At 70.1% G+C, this 16,727-nt stretch carries 18 protein-coding genes and 1 pseudogene; 11 read left to right on the top strand and 8 right to left on the bottom strand.

Annotation, left to right across the window (positions count from 1 at the left end):
• Nucleotides 1–132: 132 nt before the first annotated feature.
• Nucleotides 133–312 (bottom strand): hypothetical protein, encoded by a 180-nt coding sequence (locus LDL49_RS33350; RefSeq protein WP_225296999.1) that lies wholly within the window; start codon nt 310–312, stop codon nt 133–135.
• A gap of 460 nt (nt 313–772) precedes the next feature.
• Between LDL49_RS33350 and LDL49_RS33345 the strand changes: the two genes are divergently transcribed.
• From LDL49_RS33345 to LDL49_RS59355, 4 genes and pseudogenes are all read left to right on the top strand, one after another.
• The gene (locus tag LDL49_RS33345; RefSeq protein ID WP_225296996.1) at nt 773–1,186 is read left to right on the top strand and encodes an Hsp20/alpha crystallin family protein; all 414 of its coding nucleotides are present in this window, start codon (nt 773–775) and stop codon (nt 1,184–1,186) included.
• A gap of 422 nt (nt 1,187–1,608) precedes the next feature.
• Nucleotides 1,609–4,134, top strand: a complete 2,526-nt coding sequence (locus LDL49_RS33340; RefSeq protein WP_225296994.1) for a cation-translocating P-type ATPase — start codon at nt 1,609–1,611, stop codon at nt 4,132–4,134.
• Nucleotides 4,131–4,856 carry a universal stress protein gene (locus LDL49_RS33335; protein ID WP_225296993.1) on the top strand — a complete coding sequence of 242 codons (726 nt, stop codon included), beginning with the start codon at nt 4,131–4,133 and terminating at the stop codon, nt 4,854–4,856. The genes LDL49_RS33340 and LDL49_RS33335 overlap by 4 nt, the downstream gene beginning before the upstream one ends.
• A 204-nt stretch (nt 4,857–5,060) precedes the next feature.
• Nucleotides 5,061–5,789, top strand: a pseudogene (locus tag LDL49_RS59355) (IclR family transcriptional regulator); the annotation flags it as partial.
• On the opposite strand, the gene LDL49_RS57345 reads toward LDL49_RS59355, so the two are convergent.
• Nucleotides 5,738–5,884, bottom strand: coding sequence for a hypothetical protein (locus tag LDL49_RS57345; protein WP_263655784.1), 147 nt, complete (start codon nt 5,882–5,884; stop codon nt 5,738–5,740). The pseudogene LDL49_RS59355 and the gene LDL49_RS57345 sit on opposite strands and share 52 nt — an antisense overlap.
• 114 nt (nt 5,885–5,998) lie before the next feature.
• Between LDL49_RS57345 and LDL49_RS33325 the strand changes: the two genes are divergently transcribed.
• The gene (locus tag LDL49_RS33325; RefSeq protein ID WP_225296990.1) at nt 5,999–6,949 is read left to right on the top strand and encodes an ROK family protein; all 951 of its coding nucleotides are present in this window, start codon (nt 5,999–6,001) and stop codon (nt 6,947–6,949) included.
• Between the two features lie 64 nt (nt 6,950–7,013).
• On the opposite strand, the gene LDL49_RS33320 is transcribed toward LDL49_RS33325, so the two are convergent.
• Nucleotides 7,014–7,565 carry a TetR/AcrR family transcriptional regulator gene (locus tag LDL49_RS33320; protein WP_225296988.1) on the bottom strand — a complete coding sequence of 184 codons (552 nt, stop codon included), beginning with the start codon at nt 7,563–7,565 and terminating at the stop codon, nt 7,014–7,016.
• Between the two features lie 84 nt (nt 7,566–7,649).
• Between LDL49_RS33320 and LDL49_RS33315 the strand changes: the two genes are divergently transcribed.
• Nucleotides 7,650–8,390: an SDR family oxidoreductase gene (locus tag LDL49_RS33315; RefSeq protein WP_225296986.1), complete on the top strand. Its 741-nt coding sequence runs from the start codon at nt 7,650–7,652 to the stop codon at nt 8,388–8,390.
• Nucleotides 8,391–8,408: 18 nt separating this feature from the next.
• On the opposite strand, the gene LDL49_RS33310 is transcribed toward LDL49_RS33315, so the two are convergent.
• Entirely contained in the window at nt 8,409–9,206 is a 798-nt protein-coding gene (locus LDL49_RS33310) for an aminotransferase class IV family protein (protein ID WP_225296984.1), read from the bottom strand.
• A 91-nt stretch (nt 9,207–9,297) separates the two neighbouring features.
• On the opposite strand from LDL49_RS33310, the gene LDL49_RS33305 reads away from it, so the two are divergent.
• Nucleotides 9,298–9,642, top strand: a complete 345-nt coding sequence (locus LDL49_RS33305) for a MerR family transcriptional regulator (protein WP_225296982.1) — start codon at nt 9,298–9,300, stop codon at nt 9,640–9,642.
• A gap of 318 nt (nt 9,643–9,960) precedes the next feature.
• Entirely contained in the window at nt 9,961–11,112 is a 1,152-nt protein-coding gene (locus tag LDL49_RS33300) for a hypothetical protein (RefSeq protein ID WP_225296980.1), read from the top strand.
• A 122-nt stretch (nt 11,113–11,234) separates the two neighbouring features.
• Here the strand turns inward: LDL49_RS33300 and LDL49_RS33295 are convergent, their stop codons facing one another.
• Nucleotides 11,235–11,483 carry a hypothetical protein gene (locus LDL49_RS33295; protein WP_225296978.1) on the bottom strand — a complete coding sequence of 83 codons (249 nt, stop codon included), beginning with the start codon at nt 11,481–11,483 and terminating at the stop codon, nt 11,235–11,237.
• A gap of 320 nt (nt 11,484–11,803) precedes the next feature.
• Nucleotides 11,804–12,376 (bottom strand): D,D-peptidase/D,D-carboxypeptidase VanY-N, encoded by a 573-nt coding sequence (vanY-N, locus tag LDL49_RS33290; RefSeq protein WP_225296976.1) that lies wholly within the window; start codon nt 12,374–12,376, stop codon nt 11,804–11,806.
• Nucleotides 12,377–12,599: 223 nt separating this feature from the next.
• Between vanY-N and LDL49_RS33285 the strand changes: the two genes are divergently transcribed.
• Genes LDL49_RS33285 through LDL49_RS33275 form a run of 3 tightly spaced genes read left to right on the top strand, consistent with a single transcriptional unit; the run spans nt 12,600 to nt 15,290 of the window.
• Entirely contained in the window at nt 12,600–13,274 is a 675-nt protein-coding gene (locus tag LDL49_RS33285; protein WP_225296974.1) for a response regulator, read from the top strand.
• A gap of 7 nt (nt 13,275–13,281) precedes the next feature.
• Nucleotides 13,282–14,760, top strand: coding sequence for an ATP-binding protein (locus LDL49_RS33280; protein ID WP_225296971.1), 1,479 nt, complete (start codon nt 13,282–13,284; stop codon nt 14,758–14,760).
• Nucleotides 14,757–15,290 (top strand): hypothetical protein, encoded by a 534-nt coding sequence (locus tag LDL49_RS33275; RefSeq protein WP_225296969.1) that lies wholly within the window; start codon nt 14,757–14,759, stop codon nt 15,288–15,290. The genes LDL49_RS33280 and LDL49_RS33275 overlap by 4 nt, the downstream gene beginning before the upstream one ends.
• A gap of 141 nt (nt 15,291–15,431) precedes the next feature.
• Here LDL49_RS33275 and LDL49_RS57340 read toward each other — a convergent pair whose 3' ends face one another.
• Together LDL49_RS57340 and LDL49_RS33270 are read right to left on the bottom strand one after the other, a co-directional pair.
• On the bottom strand, nt 15,432–15,560 hold the full coding sequence (locus tag LDL49_RS57340; protein ID WP_263655782.1) for a hypothetical protein: 129 nt from the start codon (nt 15,558–15,560) through the stop codon (nt 15,432–15,434).
• On the bottom strand, nt 15,557–16,240 hold the full coding sequence (locus LDL49_RS33270; protein WP_225296967.1) for a serine hydrolase domain-containing protein: 684 nt from the start codon (nt 16,238–16,240) through the stop codon (nt 15,557–15,559). The genes LDL49_RS57340 and LDL49_RS33270 overlap by 4 nt, the downstream gene beginning before the upstream one ends.
• Nucleotides 16,241–16,727 lie beyond the last annotated feature (487 nt).

The following is a 16,727-nucleotide window of genomic DNA, read 5'->3' as shown; positions in this document are numbered from 1 at the left end:
AGCCGCCCACCCAGCTTCACCCAGAGGCCACCCCAGCGAGCGACTCGACGTCCGTAACGGTGGCCGCTTAAGATCAACCCACGGCACCTACCTCGTCGAGCTTTTACACCGCTCCGAGGACGCGACCTGCGCTCAGTCGCTCGGAGCCACGCCGGCTGACGCGGGGTGCAGGTTCTCCACGATCCGGACGAGCGTAAGGTTTGCCGCGGTCAGCGTCCGGACCAGCTCCTCCAGCTTCTCGACCCGCCTCTTCAACGACAGCAGTTCGACGTCGAGCGCCGACGACTCCATGACCATTCGTCCGCCGATCATGATCGGCTCACCTCCATAAGACGGTACAAGCACATGGTGGGCGCCCGCAGCCGTTGTGCGACAGCGGCGAACGTCCCCGGGTGGCAGGACCAAAGACACTGGCCGCACAGATCCGGTGAGCGGATGCCCGGGGGAAAGGAGGTGACAGTGATGAGGCCGACTTGGAAGGACGCCACGGCGACAGTGGCCGCCGGGGCGAATGTCGCCATCTACGTGGAGGCATGGACGTGATCACGCAGGCCCTTTGGGGCGCTGAACGACGCCGAGGCGGCACGCCTGGATGTTCGAGCATGGCTGTGGCGCAGCCGGGCCGTGCTCACTCCGCCGCTGTGACGGGCTCGCCGCTGTTGCAAAACAGGTCCGATCGCCCCTGAGGGGAAGGGACTTCGGTCTCTGGGGGCGAGGCGCCACCGGGTGTGTCCTGAAGGTGTGGGAATCGGAACCACACAAGGAGGCTGTGATGAACCTGCCAGAGCGTAGGGACGTCAGATTCCCGTTCCCGGAGCTGTTCGAGTGGATGGAGAGCCCGATGTTCGGGTTCCGGCCGTTCGGACAGATCGTCCGGGTCGAGGACTACATCGCCGACGGCCGGTACGTGCTGCGCGCTGAGCTGCCCGGAATCGACCCCGACAAGGACGTCGAGGTCACCATGGGTGACGGCGTACTCCACATCCGGGCAGAGAGGACCCGCAAGGTCTCCGAGGCGCACCGATCGGAATTCTCCTACGGGTCGCTGTCGCGATCGGTGACGCTGCCGGCCGCGGCCAAGACGGATGACGTCAAGGCCACCTACAACGGCGGCGTCCTGGAGGTCAGTGTGGGGCTGGCCGACGGCAAGAAGGCGGAAGGCCGGCGGATCGCCGTCGAGCACTGACGTCCGGCTAGGCGCGGGCGGATGAAGCCTAGGTCCCGCCCGCGCCCACCGCTCGGAGGAGGTCGACGATGAAGAGGCCGATCCCGGCCGGCGTCGACGGATCCGCCGACGCGGCGCCCGCTCTGAAGTACGCCCTGAGCCGGACGCAGGCCCGCCACGCGGGGTTCCCCTTGCTATACGGCTTGGTATACGGCGTGCGATCTCCGGTGTCGGCGCCGCCCCAAACCGGGGGTACGGGCCGGTCTCGCAGGAAGTCCCGGACGGACCGGCCAATGGCCGGCGCAGATGAGGCGGCATCGGCCGGGGTCCGAGAACAGCTCGCTTCTGGGGACGGCCGGGCGTCACAGGCAGTGCCGGACGGCCCGTGGGTTGGTGCCGAAAGTCCCTGCCCAACGCAGGGAGCCGCGGCAAGAGTGGTGGTTATGACCATCCTGTCGCAATCCCGTTGCGGGCTCAGCGCCGTCGAAGCGGCGGAGCGGCTGGCCGCCGCCGGCCCGAACGCCCTGCCTGCGGCTCGCCACGTCTCGCCTGTGGTGTTGCTGCTGCGCGAAATGGTGCATTTCTTCGCTCTGCTGTTGTGGGGCGCCGCCGCGCTGGCCGCGTTGGCCGGGATGCCGCAGCTGGCCGTGGCGATCGCGGTGGTCGTGGTGCTCAACGGTGGCTTCGCCTTCGCCCAGGAGTACCGTGCCGATCGGGCCACGCAGCGGTTGCGGGAGCTGATCCCGGCCAACGTGGTGGTCCGGCGAGACGGCAGGCGCATGCTGATCGGCGCGGCTGAGCTGGTGGTCGGGGACGTCGTGCTGCTGGAGGCGGGGGATCGGATCTCAGCCGATCTGGAGGTGGCCGAGGTGCATGCGCTGGCCGTCAACGAGTCCATGCTGACCGGGGAGAGCCGTCCCGCCCGGCCACGGGAGGGTGGCCCGGCCTACGCGGGCACGTTCGTGGTCGAGGGGGAGGCCGAGGCCGTCGTGGTGGCCACTGGGGCGCGTACCCGGCTCGCCGCGATCGCCAAGCTCACCCGGGAAGCGATCAGGCCGCCCAGCCCGCTGGCCGTCCAGCTCGGCAAGATCGTCAAGATCGTCGCTGGGATCGCGGTGGCGGTCGGCACCGTGTTCTTCGGGCTGGCGGTGCTGCTGGGGATGGAGCCGGGGCAGGGCTTTCTGTTCGCCATCGGGGTCACGGTCGCGCTGGTGCCCGAAGGGCTGCTGCCGACCGTCACGCTGTCTCTGGCCCGCGCCGCCCAGCGGATGGCCGCCCGCAATGCTCTGGTACGCCACCTGGAAGCGGTCGAGACGCTCGGCTCGGCCACGTTCATCTGCACCGACAAGACCGGCACGCTGACCCGCAACGAGATGACCGTGGCCGAGGTGTGGGCGCCGTCGAGCTCACCGGCCGAGGTCATGCGCACGGCGGTGCTGAGCTCCACCGGCCGCCTCAGCGGCGGCAAGCCCGTGGGCGACCCGATGGAGGTGGCCCTGCACGTCGAGGCGCTGCGTCTTGGTGCTGACGTGGAAGGGCAGGTCACCCGGCGCTTCCCGTTCGATCCGCTACGGCGCCGCGCCTCCGTCCTGGTGGACGGCGGGCTGCATCTGAAGGGCGCACCGGATGCCGTGCTGCCACTGTGCCGGGTCGTACCCGGGGCCGATGAGGCGCTGGCCCGGATGAGCGACCACGGTCTGCGGGTGCTCGCCGTCGCGCGTGGCCGCACGGCCGAGGAGTCGGAGCTGGAACTTCTCGGTTTGGTCGGGCTGTACGACCCGCCGCGCGAGGATGTGGCCGAGGCGATCGGGAAGTGCCGCCTGGCCGGGATCAAGCTGGCCATGGTCACCGGCGACCATCCGCGCACCGCCCGCGCCATCGCCTCCGAGGTCGGGCTGCTCGGCCCGGACGAGCTGGTGGTCACCGGGGCCGAGCTGCCCGCCGACGATGCCGCACTGGGCGAGCTGCTCGACCACGACGGCGTGGTGATCGCCCGCGTGACGCCCGAGGACAAGCTGCGCATCGCCCGAGCCTTGCGCGGGCGCGGCCACGTGGTGGCGATGACCGGTGACGGCGTCAACGACGCGCCGGCGCTGCGCGAGGCCGACATCGGCATCGCCATGGGCAAGTCGGGCACCGACGTCGCCCGCCAGGCCGCCGACCTGGTGCTGCTGGACGACCACTTCGCCACCATCGTCGGCGCGGTCGAGCTGGGCCGGGCCACCTACGCCAATGTGCGCCGCTTCCTCACCTACCACCTGACCGACAACGTCGCCGAACTCACCCCGTTCGCCATCTGGGCGCTGTCCGGCGGCACCATCCCGCTGGCTCTGACCGTGCTGCAGGTGCTCGCCCTCGACATCGGCACCGACCTGCTGCCCGCCCTCGCCCTGGGCGCCGAACCGGCCAACCCGCGCACCATGCACGGCCCCGCCCGCACCGGAAACCTCATCGACCGGCGGCTACTCATCCGCGTCTTCGGCGTGCTCGGGCCCGCGCAGGCCCTGGCCGAGATGGGCGCGTTCATCGGCGTCCTGCTGCTCGGCGGCTGGCAGGTCGGCACCGCCCCGAGCCTCGGCCTGCTCGCCGCAGCCTCCGGTACGGCCTTCGCCGCCGTCGTGCTGGGCCAGTTCGCCAACGCCTTCGCCTGCCGCAGCGAATCCCGCTGGATCGGGCGCATTCGCTGGCGCACCAACCCCCTGCTGCTCGGCGCGATCGCCGTCGAAGCCGTGCTGCTGCTGGCCTTCCTCGGCCTGCCGCCCATCTCGCACCTGCTCGGCGGCGCCTTCCCACCCGCCGCGGGATGGGCCCTGGCCGCGATGGCGATCCCCATCATGATCCTGGCCGACACCGCGCACAAGGCGTGGCAGGCAAAGCGCGCGCGTGAGGAGGCGGGCTCTCCGTCGGAGACGACCGGATCAGCATCTGTTATGGCGGCACCGCCGCCTGTAAGGAGGCAACTGCCATGAACCACATCGTGCTCGGCTACGACGGCTCGGACTTCTCCGTGCAGGCCCTCGACTGGGCGCTGGACGAGGCCGAACTCAGAAGACTCCCGCTGACCGTCGCCCACGCCTGGCAGTGGCCCTACGGCGAAGCCGACGAGGAGACCAAGAACCACCTGCGCAAGGCCGCCGACCACGTACTGTGGCACGGTGCCGACTGCGCCCGCGCGACCAGTTCGGTCGTCGGCATCGAGACCGACCTGTACGAGGGCCCGGCGGCACAGCGGCTCGTCGAACTGTCCAGCGGCGCCGCCATCGTCGTGGTCGGCTCGCGAGGGCTGCACGGGTTGCCCGGAGCCCTCGTGGGCTCGGTGGCCCGATACGTCGCCGCGCACGCCGAATGCCCGGTGATCGTCGTACGCGGACCAGGACCGCTGCCCGCCCCCGCGCATCCAGGACCGATCGTGGTCGCCGACAAGGAACCGACCGCCTCGGTCCTGGAGTTCGCCGCCGGCGAGGCGGACATGCGCCGGCTCGCCCTGGTCACCACCGCCGAACCTCAGACCTGGCAGGAGAGCCATCCGAACGTCGTCTCCAGAGTTCAGGAAGCGCGCGAGACGCCGGCGCTCATCGTGGCCGGTCGCAAGAGGGCTGACCATCTCGGAATGATCGCCTCGCTTCTCCAGCACGCTCCGTGCCCGGTCGCCGTGGTGGGTACCTCTATGGGCAAAGGCCCTCGGGGCTGAGGTATGTCCTGTGCGCCGATCAGCCGGGGGATCAACCTGCGGGCGTGATGCGTGTGTCCGATGGTGGCCCAGCCCGGTGCACTGCGCGGGGGACAGGTAGTTCGAGACCGTCGAAATCGGCGCTGAGAAGAATCACGCGGGGCTGTCTCGCTCACCGGAACAGTCCCGTTGAACGAAACCGGACATTGGCCTGATTATCACCCAATGTCCCTTATTTACCCGTCGTCGTCTCCCCTCTCTGTCCCCGATGCCGACGGTGAACCCCAGCCGGTGGCGATCGCCTCCCCGGCCGAGCCCGACGGGTCGGCGAACAGCGTGCTGGGCAAGGTTCGGCTGATCCTTGAGGCGTTCGGCCCGGATGACGAGAGCCTCGGCCTGTCCGAGATCGTCCGCCGCACCGGCGTCGCCAAGGCGTCGGTCCACCGGCTGGCCCAGGAACTGCTGCAATGGGGCCTGCTGGAGCGGCGCGGCTCCGAGTACTGGCTGGGCATGCGCCTGTTCGAGATCGGGCAGCGCGTGCCGCGCCAGCGGATTCTGCGCGACGCGGCGCGGCCCTTCATGGAGGATCTCTACCAGGCGACGGGCGAGACCATCCATCTGGCGGTGCTGGACGGGCTGGAAGTGATCTACCTGGAGAAGGTGTCGGGTCACGGCCAGGTGTCCAGGCCGTCGCGCATCGCCGGACGCATGCCGCTGCACTGCACGGCGACCGGCAAGGCCCTGATCGCCTTCGGCCCGGGGGCGCTCTTCGGCGACGTCGTGGCCACCTCGCTGGCCCGCGTGACGCCCCGTACGATCACCGCGCCCAAGCTGCTCGCCCAAGAGATCCAGCAGGCGCGCAAGGCCGGCTACGCCATCGAGCGGGAGCAGACCCGCGTCGGCTATCTCAGCGTGGCCATCCCGCTGACCGGCGCCACCGGAACGGTGGTCGCGGCGCTGTCGGTGACGGCGCCGACCTTCCGCGCCGACGTCAACAAGTACGTGGGGCTGTTGAGCATGGTGAGCAGGCGCATCACGAAGTCAATCATGGTCGCCGACGGCGGCAGGAGCTCGGCATCGTCGAGGAGACCGAGTCGAGCCAGTCGGTACGCGGGCGGCCGCCCCGGGCGCTCACCATCAGCCCGCGCGCCGGCACCATCGCCGTGGCCGACGTGGACGTGGCCGCGACCCAGCTGGCGATCGCCGACCTCAGCGGCACCGTCATCGCCCGCGACACCGTCGACATGTCCGTCGACGGCGGTCCCGAGAAGCTGCTGGAGGCGGTGTCCGAGCGGCTGCGCTCGATGCTGGACGAGCACGACCATGATCCTGCTCGGGTACGCCACGTCGTCGCCGGCCTGCCGGCACCGGTCGACTTCCAGCGCGGCTGCGCGGTACGCCCGCCGATCATGCCCGGCTGGGACGGCTATCCCGTCGGGGACTACCTGCGTGGGCAGTTCGGCGCCGCGGTCACGGTCGACAACGACGTGAACCTGATGGCCCTGGGAGAGGCGACCCAGGACATGGCCGACACGCCCCTGCTGTTCATCAAGGTCGCGTCGGGCATCGGCGCCGGCATCGTGACGGCCGACGGCTCGGTACATCGCGGCGCCGACGGCGCGGCCGGCGACATCGGGCACATCCGGGCGCCCACGCGCCGCGACGTCGTCTGCCGATGCGGCAAGACCGGCTGCCTGGAGGCCGTGGCGAGCCATCGCGCGGTCCTCGCCGACCTCGGCATCACGCCGTCCTCGTACGACGACCGGCTGCACGCCTCGCGCGAGCTGGCCCGTCTGGTGGCCGACAGCGACACCAGCGCGCTGCACCGGATCCGCCAGGCGGCCAGCGACATCGGCGAGGTGGTGGCGATGCTGATCCACACGCTGAACCCGCGCACGCTGGTGCTCGGCGGCCCGTTGAGCGAGCTGCAGGACGAGATCCTGTCCGGAGTACGCGCCGCGGTGTACGAACAGGCGCTGCCGCTGGCGACGCGCAAGCTCATCATCATGCCGAGCCAGCTCGGCGCCGACGCGGGCATCTTCGGCGCGATCGCACTGGCCGGCCGGGAGGCCTTCAGCCAGGCGGGCGTGGGCCGCCTGCTCGCCGAGGCATGACCGTTTGCGCGACACCCGTAGTCACGGGTGCCCGGTCATGCCTTGCCGGGCATGGCTTTCGCGGTCATTCGCGAGAGCGCACCCCGTCGAGAACGACGTGGAGCAGGTGCCGGGCTCTGGCGTCCCACTCGCTCTCCTCGAGGCGGGTCAGATAGCCGGTGAGGAGAATGACGTCGCGGACGTCGATGTCGGAACGGATGGTTCCGTCGGCCTTGCCGGCGTCGAGGAGGGTGGTCAGCGCGTCACCGATCGGGCCCAAGCTGTGCGCCGCGAGGCCCTGCCACACCGACGCTTCGACGGCGGCGAACACCCCGCGTTTGACCTGCGCGTAGTCGACGACCCGGTCGAACCAGCGAGCCAGCGCCGTGAGCGGCTCGTGCTCGCCGAGCAGTGCCGGCGCTACCGCCACCAACTCGTCGACCTCCTCCCGGTAGACCTCGATGAGCAGCGCCTCCCGGGTTGGAAAGTGGCGATAGAGGGTGCCCTGCCCGACCCCTGCTTGTTTGGCGATCGCGTTGAGCTTGATCTCGTCCGCGTTCGCGATGACCGTTCGTGCGGCCTGGATGATCCGGTCGCGGTTGTCGGCGGCGTCGGCTCGGCGCCCGGTGGGGTTCATCGATTCCCTGCTTTGCTAAGCGGACACGTGTCCGGTAGCTTTGAGTTGAGCGGACACGTGTCCACTTTATCTGAAGGGATTCCTATGACTGCCATCGAGGGCCAGGTCGTCGCCATCACCGGAGCGAGCAGTGGCATCGGTGAGGCCACGGCACGCCTGCTCGCCGAGCGTGGGGCGGCGGTCGTCCTCGGCGCGCGCCGGACAGAACGCCTTGACCACCTCGCACGGGACATCCGCGATCGTGGTGGACGCGCCATCGCCTGCGCCACGGACGTCACCCGGCGCGGGGACCTCGAGCGACTTGTCGGCCAGGCCGTGGCGGAGTTCGGGCGGCTTGACGTGCTGGTGGGCAACGCCGGCATCGCCCGGATCGGCCCCGTGAGCGACCTCGACGTCGACGGCTGGGACGCGATGATCGACGTCAACCTGCGGGGAGTGCTGTACGGCATCGCCGCCGCTCTGCCGGTGTTCCGCCAGCAGGGCCACGGCCATCTGGTGACCACGGTGTCGACGTCGGGCCTGAAGATCGTGCCTACGCAGGCGGTCTACGCGGCGACGAAGAACGCCGTACGCACCCTGTTGGAAGGCCTTCGGCAGGAGTCCACCGATGGCGTGCTGCGGACGACGGCGATCTCGCCGGGCTTCGTCCGTACCGAACTCACCGGCTCGATCGACGACGCTCAGGTCCGTGAGGAGGTCCGCCGCAATATGGATGGGTTCGGCATCGAGCCGGAGGCCGTCGCCCGCGTTGTCGCCTTCGCCATCGAACAGCCCAGGGATGTCGAGATCGGCGAGGTCACCATCCGCCCGACCGTCCAAGGTTAGGAACGCCCCCCTGCGCCGCTACGGGGTGGTGAGCGGTTCGGCCTGGTATGCCCGGTGCAGGGCCGCCTCGAAGGCCGGCGCGTCGGGCAGGGGCACGGAGCCGATCCGACGCACTGGAACGGCCGGCGTCCACGAGTTCATCACCACGGCCCCGGCCATTCCCGGCAGGTCGGCGGGCCGGATCTGCTGAACGCGCTGGGGAACCCCGAGCCGGTCGAGTTGCCGGCGGACGATGCCCATCGTGGTTCCGGTCAGCATCTCGGCTTCTGGCCACACCACCGCCGTCCCGTCCCAGAAGGCCAGGTTCCAGATCGACGCTTCGCTGAGCCGGCCCCGGCGGTCGACGAAGGCGGCGTCGTCGAAGCCCTCCGCGACGGCCTGGCGGAGATAGTACGTCTTGGCCACCTCCCCAACGTGCTTCACCGCCGGAAGCACTCGTTCATGCTCCACCACCGCCAGCGCGAGCGGCCCCGGGGGTCCGGACGCCGCTGGACCGGTACGGACGAGCAACTCGGGCTCGGCGTCCGCCGGCGTGAACTCACCCGCGGGAGAGAACACCGTGGCCATCAGGGAGAGGTCGGCCGGTCCGGCCTGGACGGCCGCCCGCAACAGGGCTCGTACCCGGTCGTCGGGCATCGCGCGCCCGAACAGCGTTGCGGAGGCCGTCCGCAGCCTTTCCAGGTGCAGATCCAGCCCACGGACCTGGCCGCCGCGCACCTGCATGGCGGTGAAGTGGGCATATCCGGCGAATGCCAGCGGCGCAAGGTCCATGGCGTCGGCCACCCGGCCGTCACGTTGGACAACGAAAGAAGACATAACACGCTCCAGCCGTACGGAATGTGCGTTTCCCGGGCGACGTTAAGGCTTGACATCAATGGCAAGGTCAATCTGGGAGTGGAGCCGGCGCATGCTGATCGGTGAGTTGTCCCGGCGCACCGGGGTCAGCACGCGGCTGCTGCGGTACTACGAGGCACAGGGAGTGCTGGAGGCCGGTCGCGGCGCGAACGGCTATCGCTTCTACGACGAGGACTCCGTGGTCACGGTGCGTCAGGTGCGCGCGCTGCTCAAGGGGGGCCTGTCGACCGAGGTGATCCGCGTGGTGTTGCCGTGCGTGCGCGGCGAGCGGCCGGACTTCGAGTGGTGTGCCGAGCTCTGGGAGATTCTGAACGGCGAGCTCCAGGCCATGGACGAGCGCATTGACGATCTCCAGCGCAGCCGTGGCGCCCTGGCAGGCTTCCTCACCCGGCCCTGACCGTTCAGGATCACCCGCACATCGAGCCCCAGCGACTCGACGATCATCTCACTGGGTGTATCGCCCCTGTCGGGGTGCCTGATCTGGGCGTTCTGTTGTCCAGCACCGGTCGCCAGGTAGTTACGGCTCGCCCGAATTATCAGAATCCCGGCGCGACGGGAGGAAAGTCCTGCACAGTGTGATCATGATAGATCGCCGGTAACGCCGGGGCTTCCCGGACCACTACCTGATGCAGAAGCACCGCCTCTGCCGCTGGACGGCGTGAGTCGGTAACCGACCGTATCGGAGCACGAGATCAACACATCACATCGCCATGGCATGGACGACCGGCGCCGCTTCCCGTTAGCGCGCTCGCTCGCCCGGAGTTGTCTCTCCGCCGCCCTCGCCCTGGCCTTCCTCGCAGCCGCCCTTTCCACGAGCGTCGTCCCGAGCGAGTTCCGCACACGCGGGGCGGAAGTGGCCGTCAGCCCCATCAACGCCCGGCCCAACGACGGCTCCGGCTACTGGCCGGACTTCTCGAACACCGGCTATGCCAACACGCCGGCCAACGCCGGAGGGCTGGGCCTGGGCGCGTACCCGGGCAAGCTCACCGACTACGCGCCGGGCATGAGCGCCGGCAAAGCGCTGAGGCTGGAGTTCCCGGACAACAGCGTCATCTCCTACAAGCGCTTCCTGGGCTTGAAGGTGCTGATCTACGGCGACAACCTCACGTTCGTCGGCTGTCTGTTCGAGGGCACCAACCCCAACGACAACCTCGTCCAGATCTACTCGGACAACAACATCAAGTTCCTGTACTCGACGTTCAAGCCGAACTCCTACGCGATGCCTCCCGGCAACGACGGCACCGTCTCGTCGTCCCACTCCAAGCCCGGCACGCCCTTCGACAAGTCCTGGCAGCTGGCCACGACGATGAAGGAGGCCGTGGCCGTCATGGATCACAACGACATCTGGGGCAACGCGGGCATGATCATGGTGACGGGTTTCCCGGGCCGCCCGTCGACTTGGACGAACAACTACATCCACGACATGGCCGACACATCCCATGATGTCTACCACCATGACGGCATAGGCCCGCAGAGCGAGGGCAACGGCGGTCCGATGATCGTCGACCACAACACCCTGGCCTCCCTGGGCAACACCAACGGCCTGGCCCTGCAAGGCAGCGGCGTGTACGACCACATCTCGGTCACGAACAACTACGTCTCCGGCTGGGGTTACGCGCTCTCCATAGGCGTGACCAACAACGCAACGAACATCACCGTCACCGACAACGTCTTCTCGGCGGAGCTCGAGCAGCTGTACGGCTTCCTGTACGGCAACATCTGGGGCGGATCGGCGCGCGGCTCCACCTGGCGCCGCAACCTCATCCAGGCCCGTACGGGAGACGGCAACCGCACCTATACGACGGCCGACCACGGCAAGTATCTGTGGCCGAGCGGCCAGACCCATGCCACCGACTACACGGGCTGACACCCTTCCTGTGTGACGCCCGCCGGACGCCTCGCTGCTCTTCGTGATCCACGCGCTCCGAAGAGCAGCGAGGCCGCGGCCGGCCACCGGTTTGCGGGGAGCCTTTTCCGGCCGGGTGCGCTTCAGCCGGCGCACTGTCGTGGACGGGCCGCCGGGCCCCCATGAAGGCGCCACCACCGGGTGGCGGTAGGCGGCCCGAGAACCGCCCGCGCCTCCGCCCGCGCCTCCGCCCGCGCCTCCGCCTCCGCCCGCGCCTCCGCCTCCGCCTCCGCCTCCGCCTCCGCCTCCGCCTCTGATCGACCGGGGCGATCTGTGACCTGTTGATCCGGGCCGTGCCAGGGGCCGGTGATCGGATAGACGGTGTCGATCACTGGGCGGATGCTTCCCGCCTCGGCGGAGGTGATGAGCGCGGCGATCCGCGGGGAGAGGGGTTGTTGCTGAGGAGCTTCATCCGCCGCAGTGAGAGGGCGGCCCGCAGTCCAGCGGTGGCCATGGAGGTCAGGATGCGGTCCAGGTCGAAGGCGGATGCGATCACGCGGGTGAGCCGGGCGTAGGCAATCTCCGGGATCGCGACGAGGCCGTACGCCGGCGAGCGGACCGCGCCAGTCCGTACACCGGGTCCCCTCAACGCCCGTAAGGCGGGCACCCGATCAATCCCCCCATCGCGCACATGGGTGGACCCGAACCTGGGCTACAGCTGGCCCCCGTTCTCGGCCACGTAGGCTAAGCCGGGGTGGGGTCGTCGTCGTGGTGGTATGCCGCCGCGGTCCGGGCGGTGTTCGAAGTGCCACCATTCGTTGTCGTAGATGCGGTAGAGGTCGTAGCGGGCGCCGTGTTCCTCGAGCCAGCGGGCGCCTTCGTGGGGGCGTACGTCCAGGGCGATGCCTTTGACGTGGCTGGATTCCGCCGGTGGCAGGACGAACATGCGTGCCGAGGTGGGGGAGCCGGAGCGGCGTACCTCTTCGTCGAACATGCGTTGCTGGAGGAGGGGGTCGCGGTATCCGGAGGTGAGGCCGATGAGCTGGCGGTGGCGCCAGAGTGCCTGGGTGCGCGCGGCGGTGAAGGCTGCCAGGGCGCCGTCGGTGAGGCCGGTGAGGTCCTCGGCGGGGAATCGCAGCCGTAACGCCCATTGGCAGGCCAGTTCGCGGGCGCGGCCGGGATGGCGGAGGAACGCCGGGGGGAGCAGGAGCACGGCGAGCACGAGGGTGACCGCGGCGAACAGCCGGTCGCGGGGCCGAGGTGGGATGGTGCGTGGTTCATTCATGGCGACTACGATTGGCGCCGGATGTGCGTGCGTTGTCAGCCGTATGTCACCGTTTGTCGACGACGGCGACCGTAGGCGACCGGCGGCGCAACCGTAGGCCAACCGTAGGCGCAACCGTGACACAACCATGACACGGCGCGGACGAGGCGGGGACACGGCTGGTCGACAGTGGATGGTGTTGACCGGCGGGCGAGTTACGGAGCGTGCGGTGAAACTCGGCGGCGTGTCGCGAGTGTTGTTGATCGAGGATGACCCGGCCGTGCGGGAGGGCCTTGAGCTGGCCCTGACCCGGCATGGGCACCGCGTGCGCGCGGTGGAGTCCGGCGAGCAGGGGCTGGAGCGGCTGCGTACGGACCTTCCCGACGTCGTCGTGCTCGATCTGATGTTGCCTGGTATGGATGGGTTCGAGGTCTGCCGCCGCATTCGGGCCGCCCGTGAGGTGCCGATCATCATGCTGACCGCGCGCGGCGACGACATCGACGTGGTGGCCGGGCTGGAGGCGGGCGCCGACGACTACGTGGTCAAGCCGGTACAGCCCAGGGTGCTCGAGGCGCGCATTCGCGCGGTGCTCCGGCGGATCAGCCGGGACCAGGCGGAGCTGGAGCGGCACGGGGACCTGACCATCGATCGGGCCGGGTTGGTGGTCGCCAACCGCGGCGTGCCGGTCAGCCTCGCCCCGACCGAGCTGCGCCTGCTGCTCGAGCTCTCCGGCACGCCCGGACGGGTGCACAGCCGCCAGCAGCTGCTGGAGTCGGTGTGGGAGCAGGGGTATTTCGGCGACTCGCGTCTCGTGGACGCGTGCGTGCAGCGGTTGCGCGCGAAGATCGAGGACGACTCGGCGGCGCCCGTCTACGTGCAGACGGTGCGTGGGTTCGGGTACCGGTTCGGGCCGGTGTGAGCCGCCGGTGGAACCTCGGCTGAGCCTGGGGTTGCGTACCCGGCTGTTGTTCGCGTTCGCCCTGCTGTGTGTGGTCACCGCGGCGGCCGTGGCCGGCGGGATCTACGTTCAGGCCCGCAACGAAATCCTGCAGCGCGCTCAGGATGCGACGGTGCAGACGATGAGAAGCCGCCTGGAGGCGCTCTACCCGTTGCGGAGTCCGGCGCCGGGCCCGGACGAGCTCGACGACATCGCCTCCGCCGTGCCCGACCACAACAGCGTGGAGTACGCGGTCGCCATCTACCGCGAGATGCACTCGCCGGTCGCCCCGCCGGGACGCTGGAAGCCGGGCGGGACGGTGCTGGCCTTGGATCTCGCGGTGGTCTCTCCAGAGTTGCGGCGGGAGGTGGCCCGCGGCGAGATCGCGTGGCAACGCGTGGTGCGGCAGGACGACGTGCCCTGGCTGATCGTCGGCGCGCCGTTGCTGATCACCGAGCCGGACCGGACGACGCGGGTGTCCGGCATCGAGGTCTACGCCGCGCGCAGCCTGCTCGCCGAACAGCGCAGCATCGACGGGCTCGCCACGTCCGCCTGGCTCATCGGCGGGGTGGCCCTGGCGTTCGCGGTCGTGCTGGCGTTGCTGGCCACCCGGGGCGTGCTGCGCCCGGTGCGCGAGCTCGGCCGGGCGGCGCGCCTGCTGGGCGAGGGCGAGATGCGGACCAGGATCGCGGTCAGCGGCTCCGATGAGCTGGCCGAGGTGGCACGCACGTTCAACAACACCGCCGCGGAGCTGGAACGGCACGTCAAGCAGCTGCGCGAGATGGAGGCCGACGCCCGCCGGTTCGTGGCCGACGTGTCCCACGAGCTGCGCACCCCGCTGGCCGCGCTCGCCGCGGTCGCCGACGTCCTCGACGAGGAGGCGGCCGGACTGCCCGAGCCGGCCGGCCGGGCCGCCAGGCTGGTCAGCCAGGAGACGCTCAACCTCACAGGGCTGGTGAACGACCTCATCGAGATCAGCAGGTTCGACTCCGGCGTCGCGGCCCTCGCGCTGAACGAGGTCGACGTGGCCGAGCTGGTACGCGCGACCCTGCGCACCCGCGGCTGGTCGGACTCGGTCGACGTCGAGCTCCCCGCCGGGGTGACGGCCCGGCTGGACCCGCGCCGAGTGGACGTCATCCTCGCGAACCTGGTCGGCAACGCCCTGCGACACGGCGAGCCACCGGTGTCGGTACGGCTTTCCGCCGATCCGCACTGGATCGCTCTCGAGGTCCGCGACCACGGACCCGGGCTGGACGAAGCGGTGCTGCCCCACGTGTTCGACCGGTTCTACAAGGCCAGCGCGACCAGGGCCAGGTCCGAGGGCAGCGGCCTCGGCCTCGCCATCGCGCGGGAGAACGCCCGCCTGCACCAAGGCGACCTCACCGTCACCAACGCCCCGGACGGCGGCGCCATCTTCACACTGCGCCTGCCGCGCTGGGCACACGATCCGGACGGAGGCCCCGAGTGAGGACCGGGCTCGCCCGCCGCATGCTCGCCGCGGGCCTCGTATCCCTCATCGCCGTGGCCGGCTGCGGCGTGCAACCCAGCGACGCCATCCCCGCCGGCGACCCGCCGAGCGGACCCGTCAGACTAGCCACGATCACCATCTACCTGGTGAAGAACGGCCGACTCGGCATGGTGACGCGGCCCGGTCCTCCACTGCCCCCAGCGGACGCGCTCGCGCTCCTGGCAGACGGACCCACCGCGAGCGAACAGGCGCACGGATTCACCACCGACGTCCCGCGCGAAGCCGGCCCGTTCGCGGTAACCCCCCCGCGGGGCCGCCGGTCCGGCCACTTGGCGGTGACCCTGTCCACTCCGGCCCGCGAGCTGTCCACACTGGCCGTCGAGCAGATCGCGTGCACGGTCATCGCCACGGCGCCGGAAAGTCCTACCCAGGTCACGGTAGCCGGTGCTGAGCAGGGCGTCGGCCCCCGGAGCTGCCCGGGGGCACAGCGGCCAGGTCCACCAGAGTTGGACGTCAGTACCGGTGGGTAGCATTTCCGGGTGCCCAGATAGACCGCCAGGCGGACCAGTGGCTGCTTTGCTGGCAGCACGGTCCGTGGTGGCGGGGGCTTGGATCGGCGCGAGTGCCTCAACGCGAGCGTCCAGGTCCTCGGACGCCGCTGAGGCCGATCCTCACGCAGGCACCCCATCCGGCAGTTTGCAGGGCTCACCGCAGAAGTAGCGGTTGAGCGCGTCGACGGCGGCCAGCAGCATGTGGGCGACCGCCGGATCGTTGCGCTGCACGTTGACCGACAGCGTCATCCGGCGCTTGCCCGTGGTGTCGGCGAAACTGAAGGTCTGGTAGCCGGGGATCGAGCCGGTCGCGCCCCATATCTCTCCGCAGGTGAGTCCCACCTGCCCGGCCGGCCGGGGTCGGCGCCCGTGGGCAGGTGGTAGCCGGTGGCGTGTGGGCCGCGGATGCCGTCCCAGGTCTTGGGCAGGTAGGAGCGCGTCATCCCGGCCGGACGGAAGATCCTGCGGTCGAGCTCGGTGCTCAGCTCATGGCCGGTCACCTTCTCCACGAGCAGTCCGCCGGTGTGGTTCAGCAGCTCTCGCACGGTGATCTGGTCGCCGCCGTCGATCTGGCCGGGTAGCCGCTTGCCGATCGGCTCGTCCAGACTCAGTCTGCCCTCCTGGACCAGTTGCAGGACGGTTGCCGCGACCATGCTCTTGGTCAGGCTGGCGACGCGGAACCGGGCCTCGCGCGGCATGGGCTTCCGGGTGTCCAGGTCGGCGGTCCCGCTGGTACCGATCCAGGTCCCGCGGTCGTCGTCGATCCGGACCAGGACGCCGGGGGCGCCGGCGGCTACGGTCGCGTCGAGCGCCTGCCGTACTCCGGCGGGCTCCTCGTGCCGCGCCTGCGCGCTTGCCTGGCCGGGCGACAACAGGCCCGCGGCGACGAGCGTGGCGACCGCCATGCGTTTGCCGTTCATCGGCGACATGCGTCTTTTCCTTTGGGGGAGGTCGTGGAACGATCTCCATCCTGGCGGCACGGGCGGCCGTCCCCGTCCCCACTCGTGATGATCTCTGCCTGCGACCGCAGTCGCACCCCGGTACTACTCCAGGCTGACCACGATCGGAGCCGGAGGCGGAATCCGTCACCTCGATCTCCATGACCGCCCAGAAGCGCCCCGGTTCCTGAGCACGCCGCCGTCCCACGTCCATCGCGCGCGCTGCTCACCCCGAGGGCGCTACCTGAGTGGAGTCCCGCCTTCCATACTGCCGAGGGACCCGCCCGGGCCCCTTCACCCTGATCCGCAGCGAGACGTATCGGTGGGTCGCCGGCCTGCGGCTCGATCGCCTCGCAGGCCATAGGGTCCGAGCGAAGGGCTGGTTGGCGCAGGCCGACTGGATGCTGCTGGCGGCCGGGACACCGCGGGGGGCCGCGGGGGGGGCCGGGGCGGGGCGCGGGGCGCGGATCGTCCCCGG

This window comes from Nonomuraea aurantiaca, assembly GCF_020215705.1.
Lineage (GTDB): Bacteria > Actinomycetota > Actinomycetes > Streptosporangiales > Streptosporangiaceae > Nonomuraea > Nonomuraea aurantiaca.
Note: the sequence above shows the minus strand (reverse complement) of the source record. Positions and strands in the feature narration are given on the sequence as shown.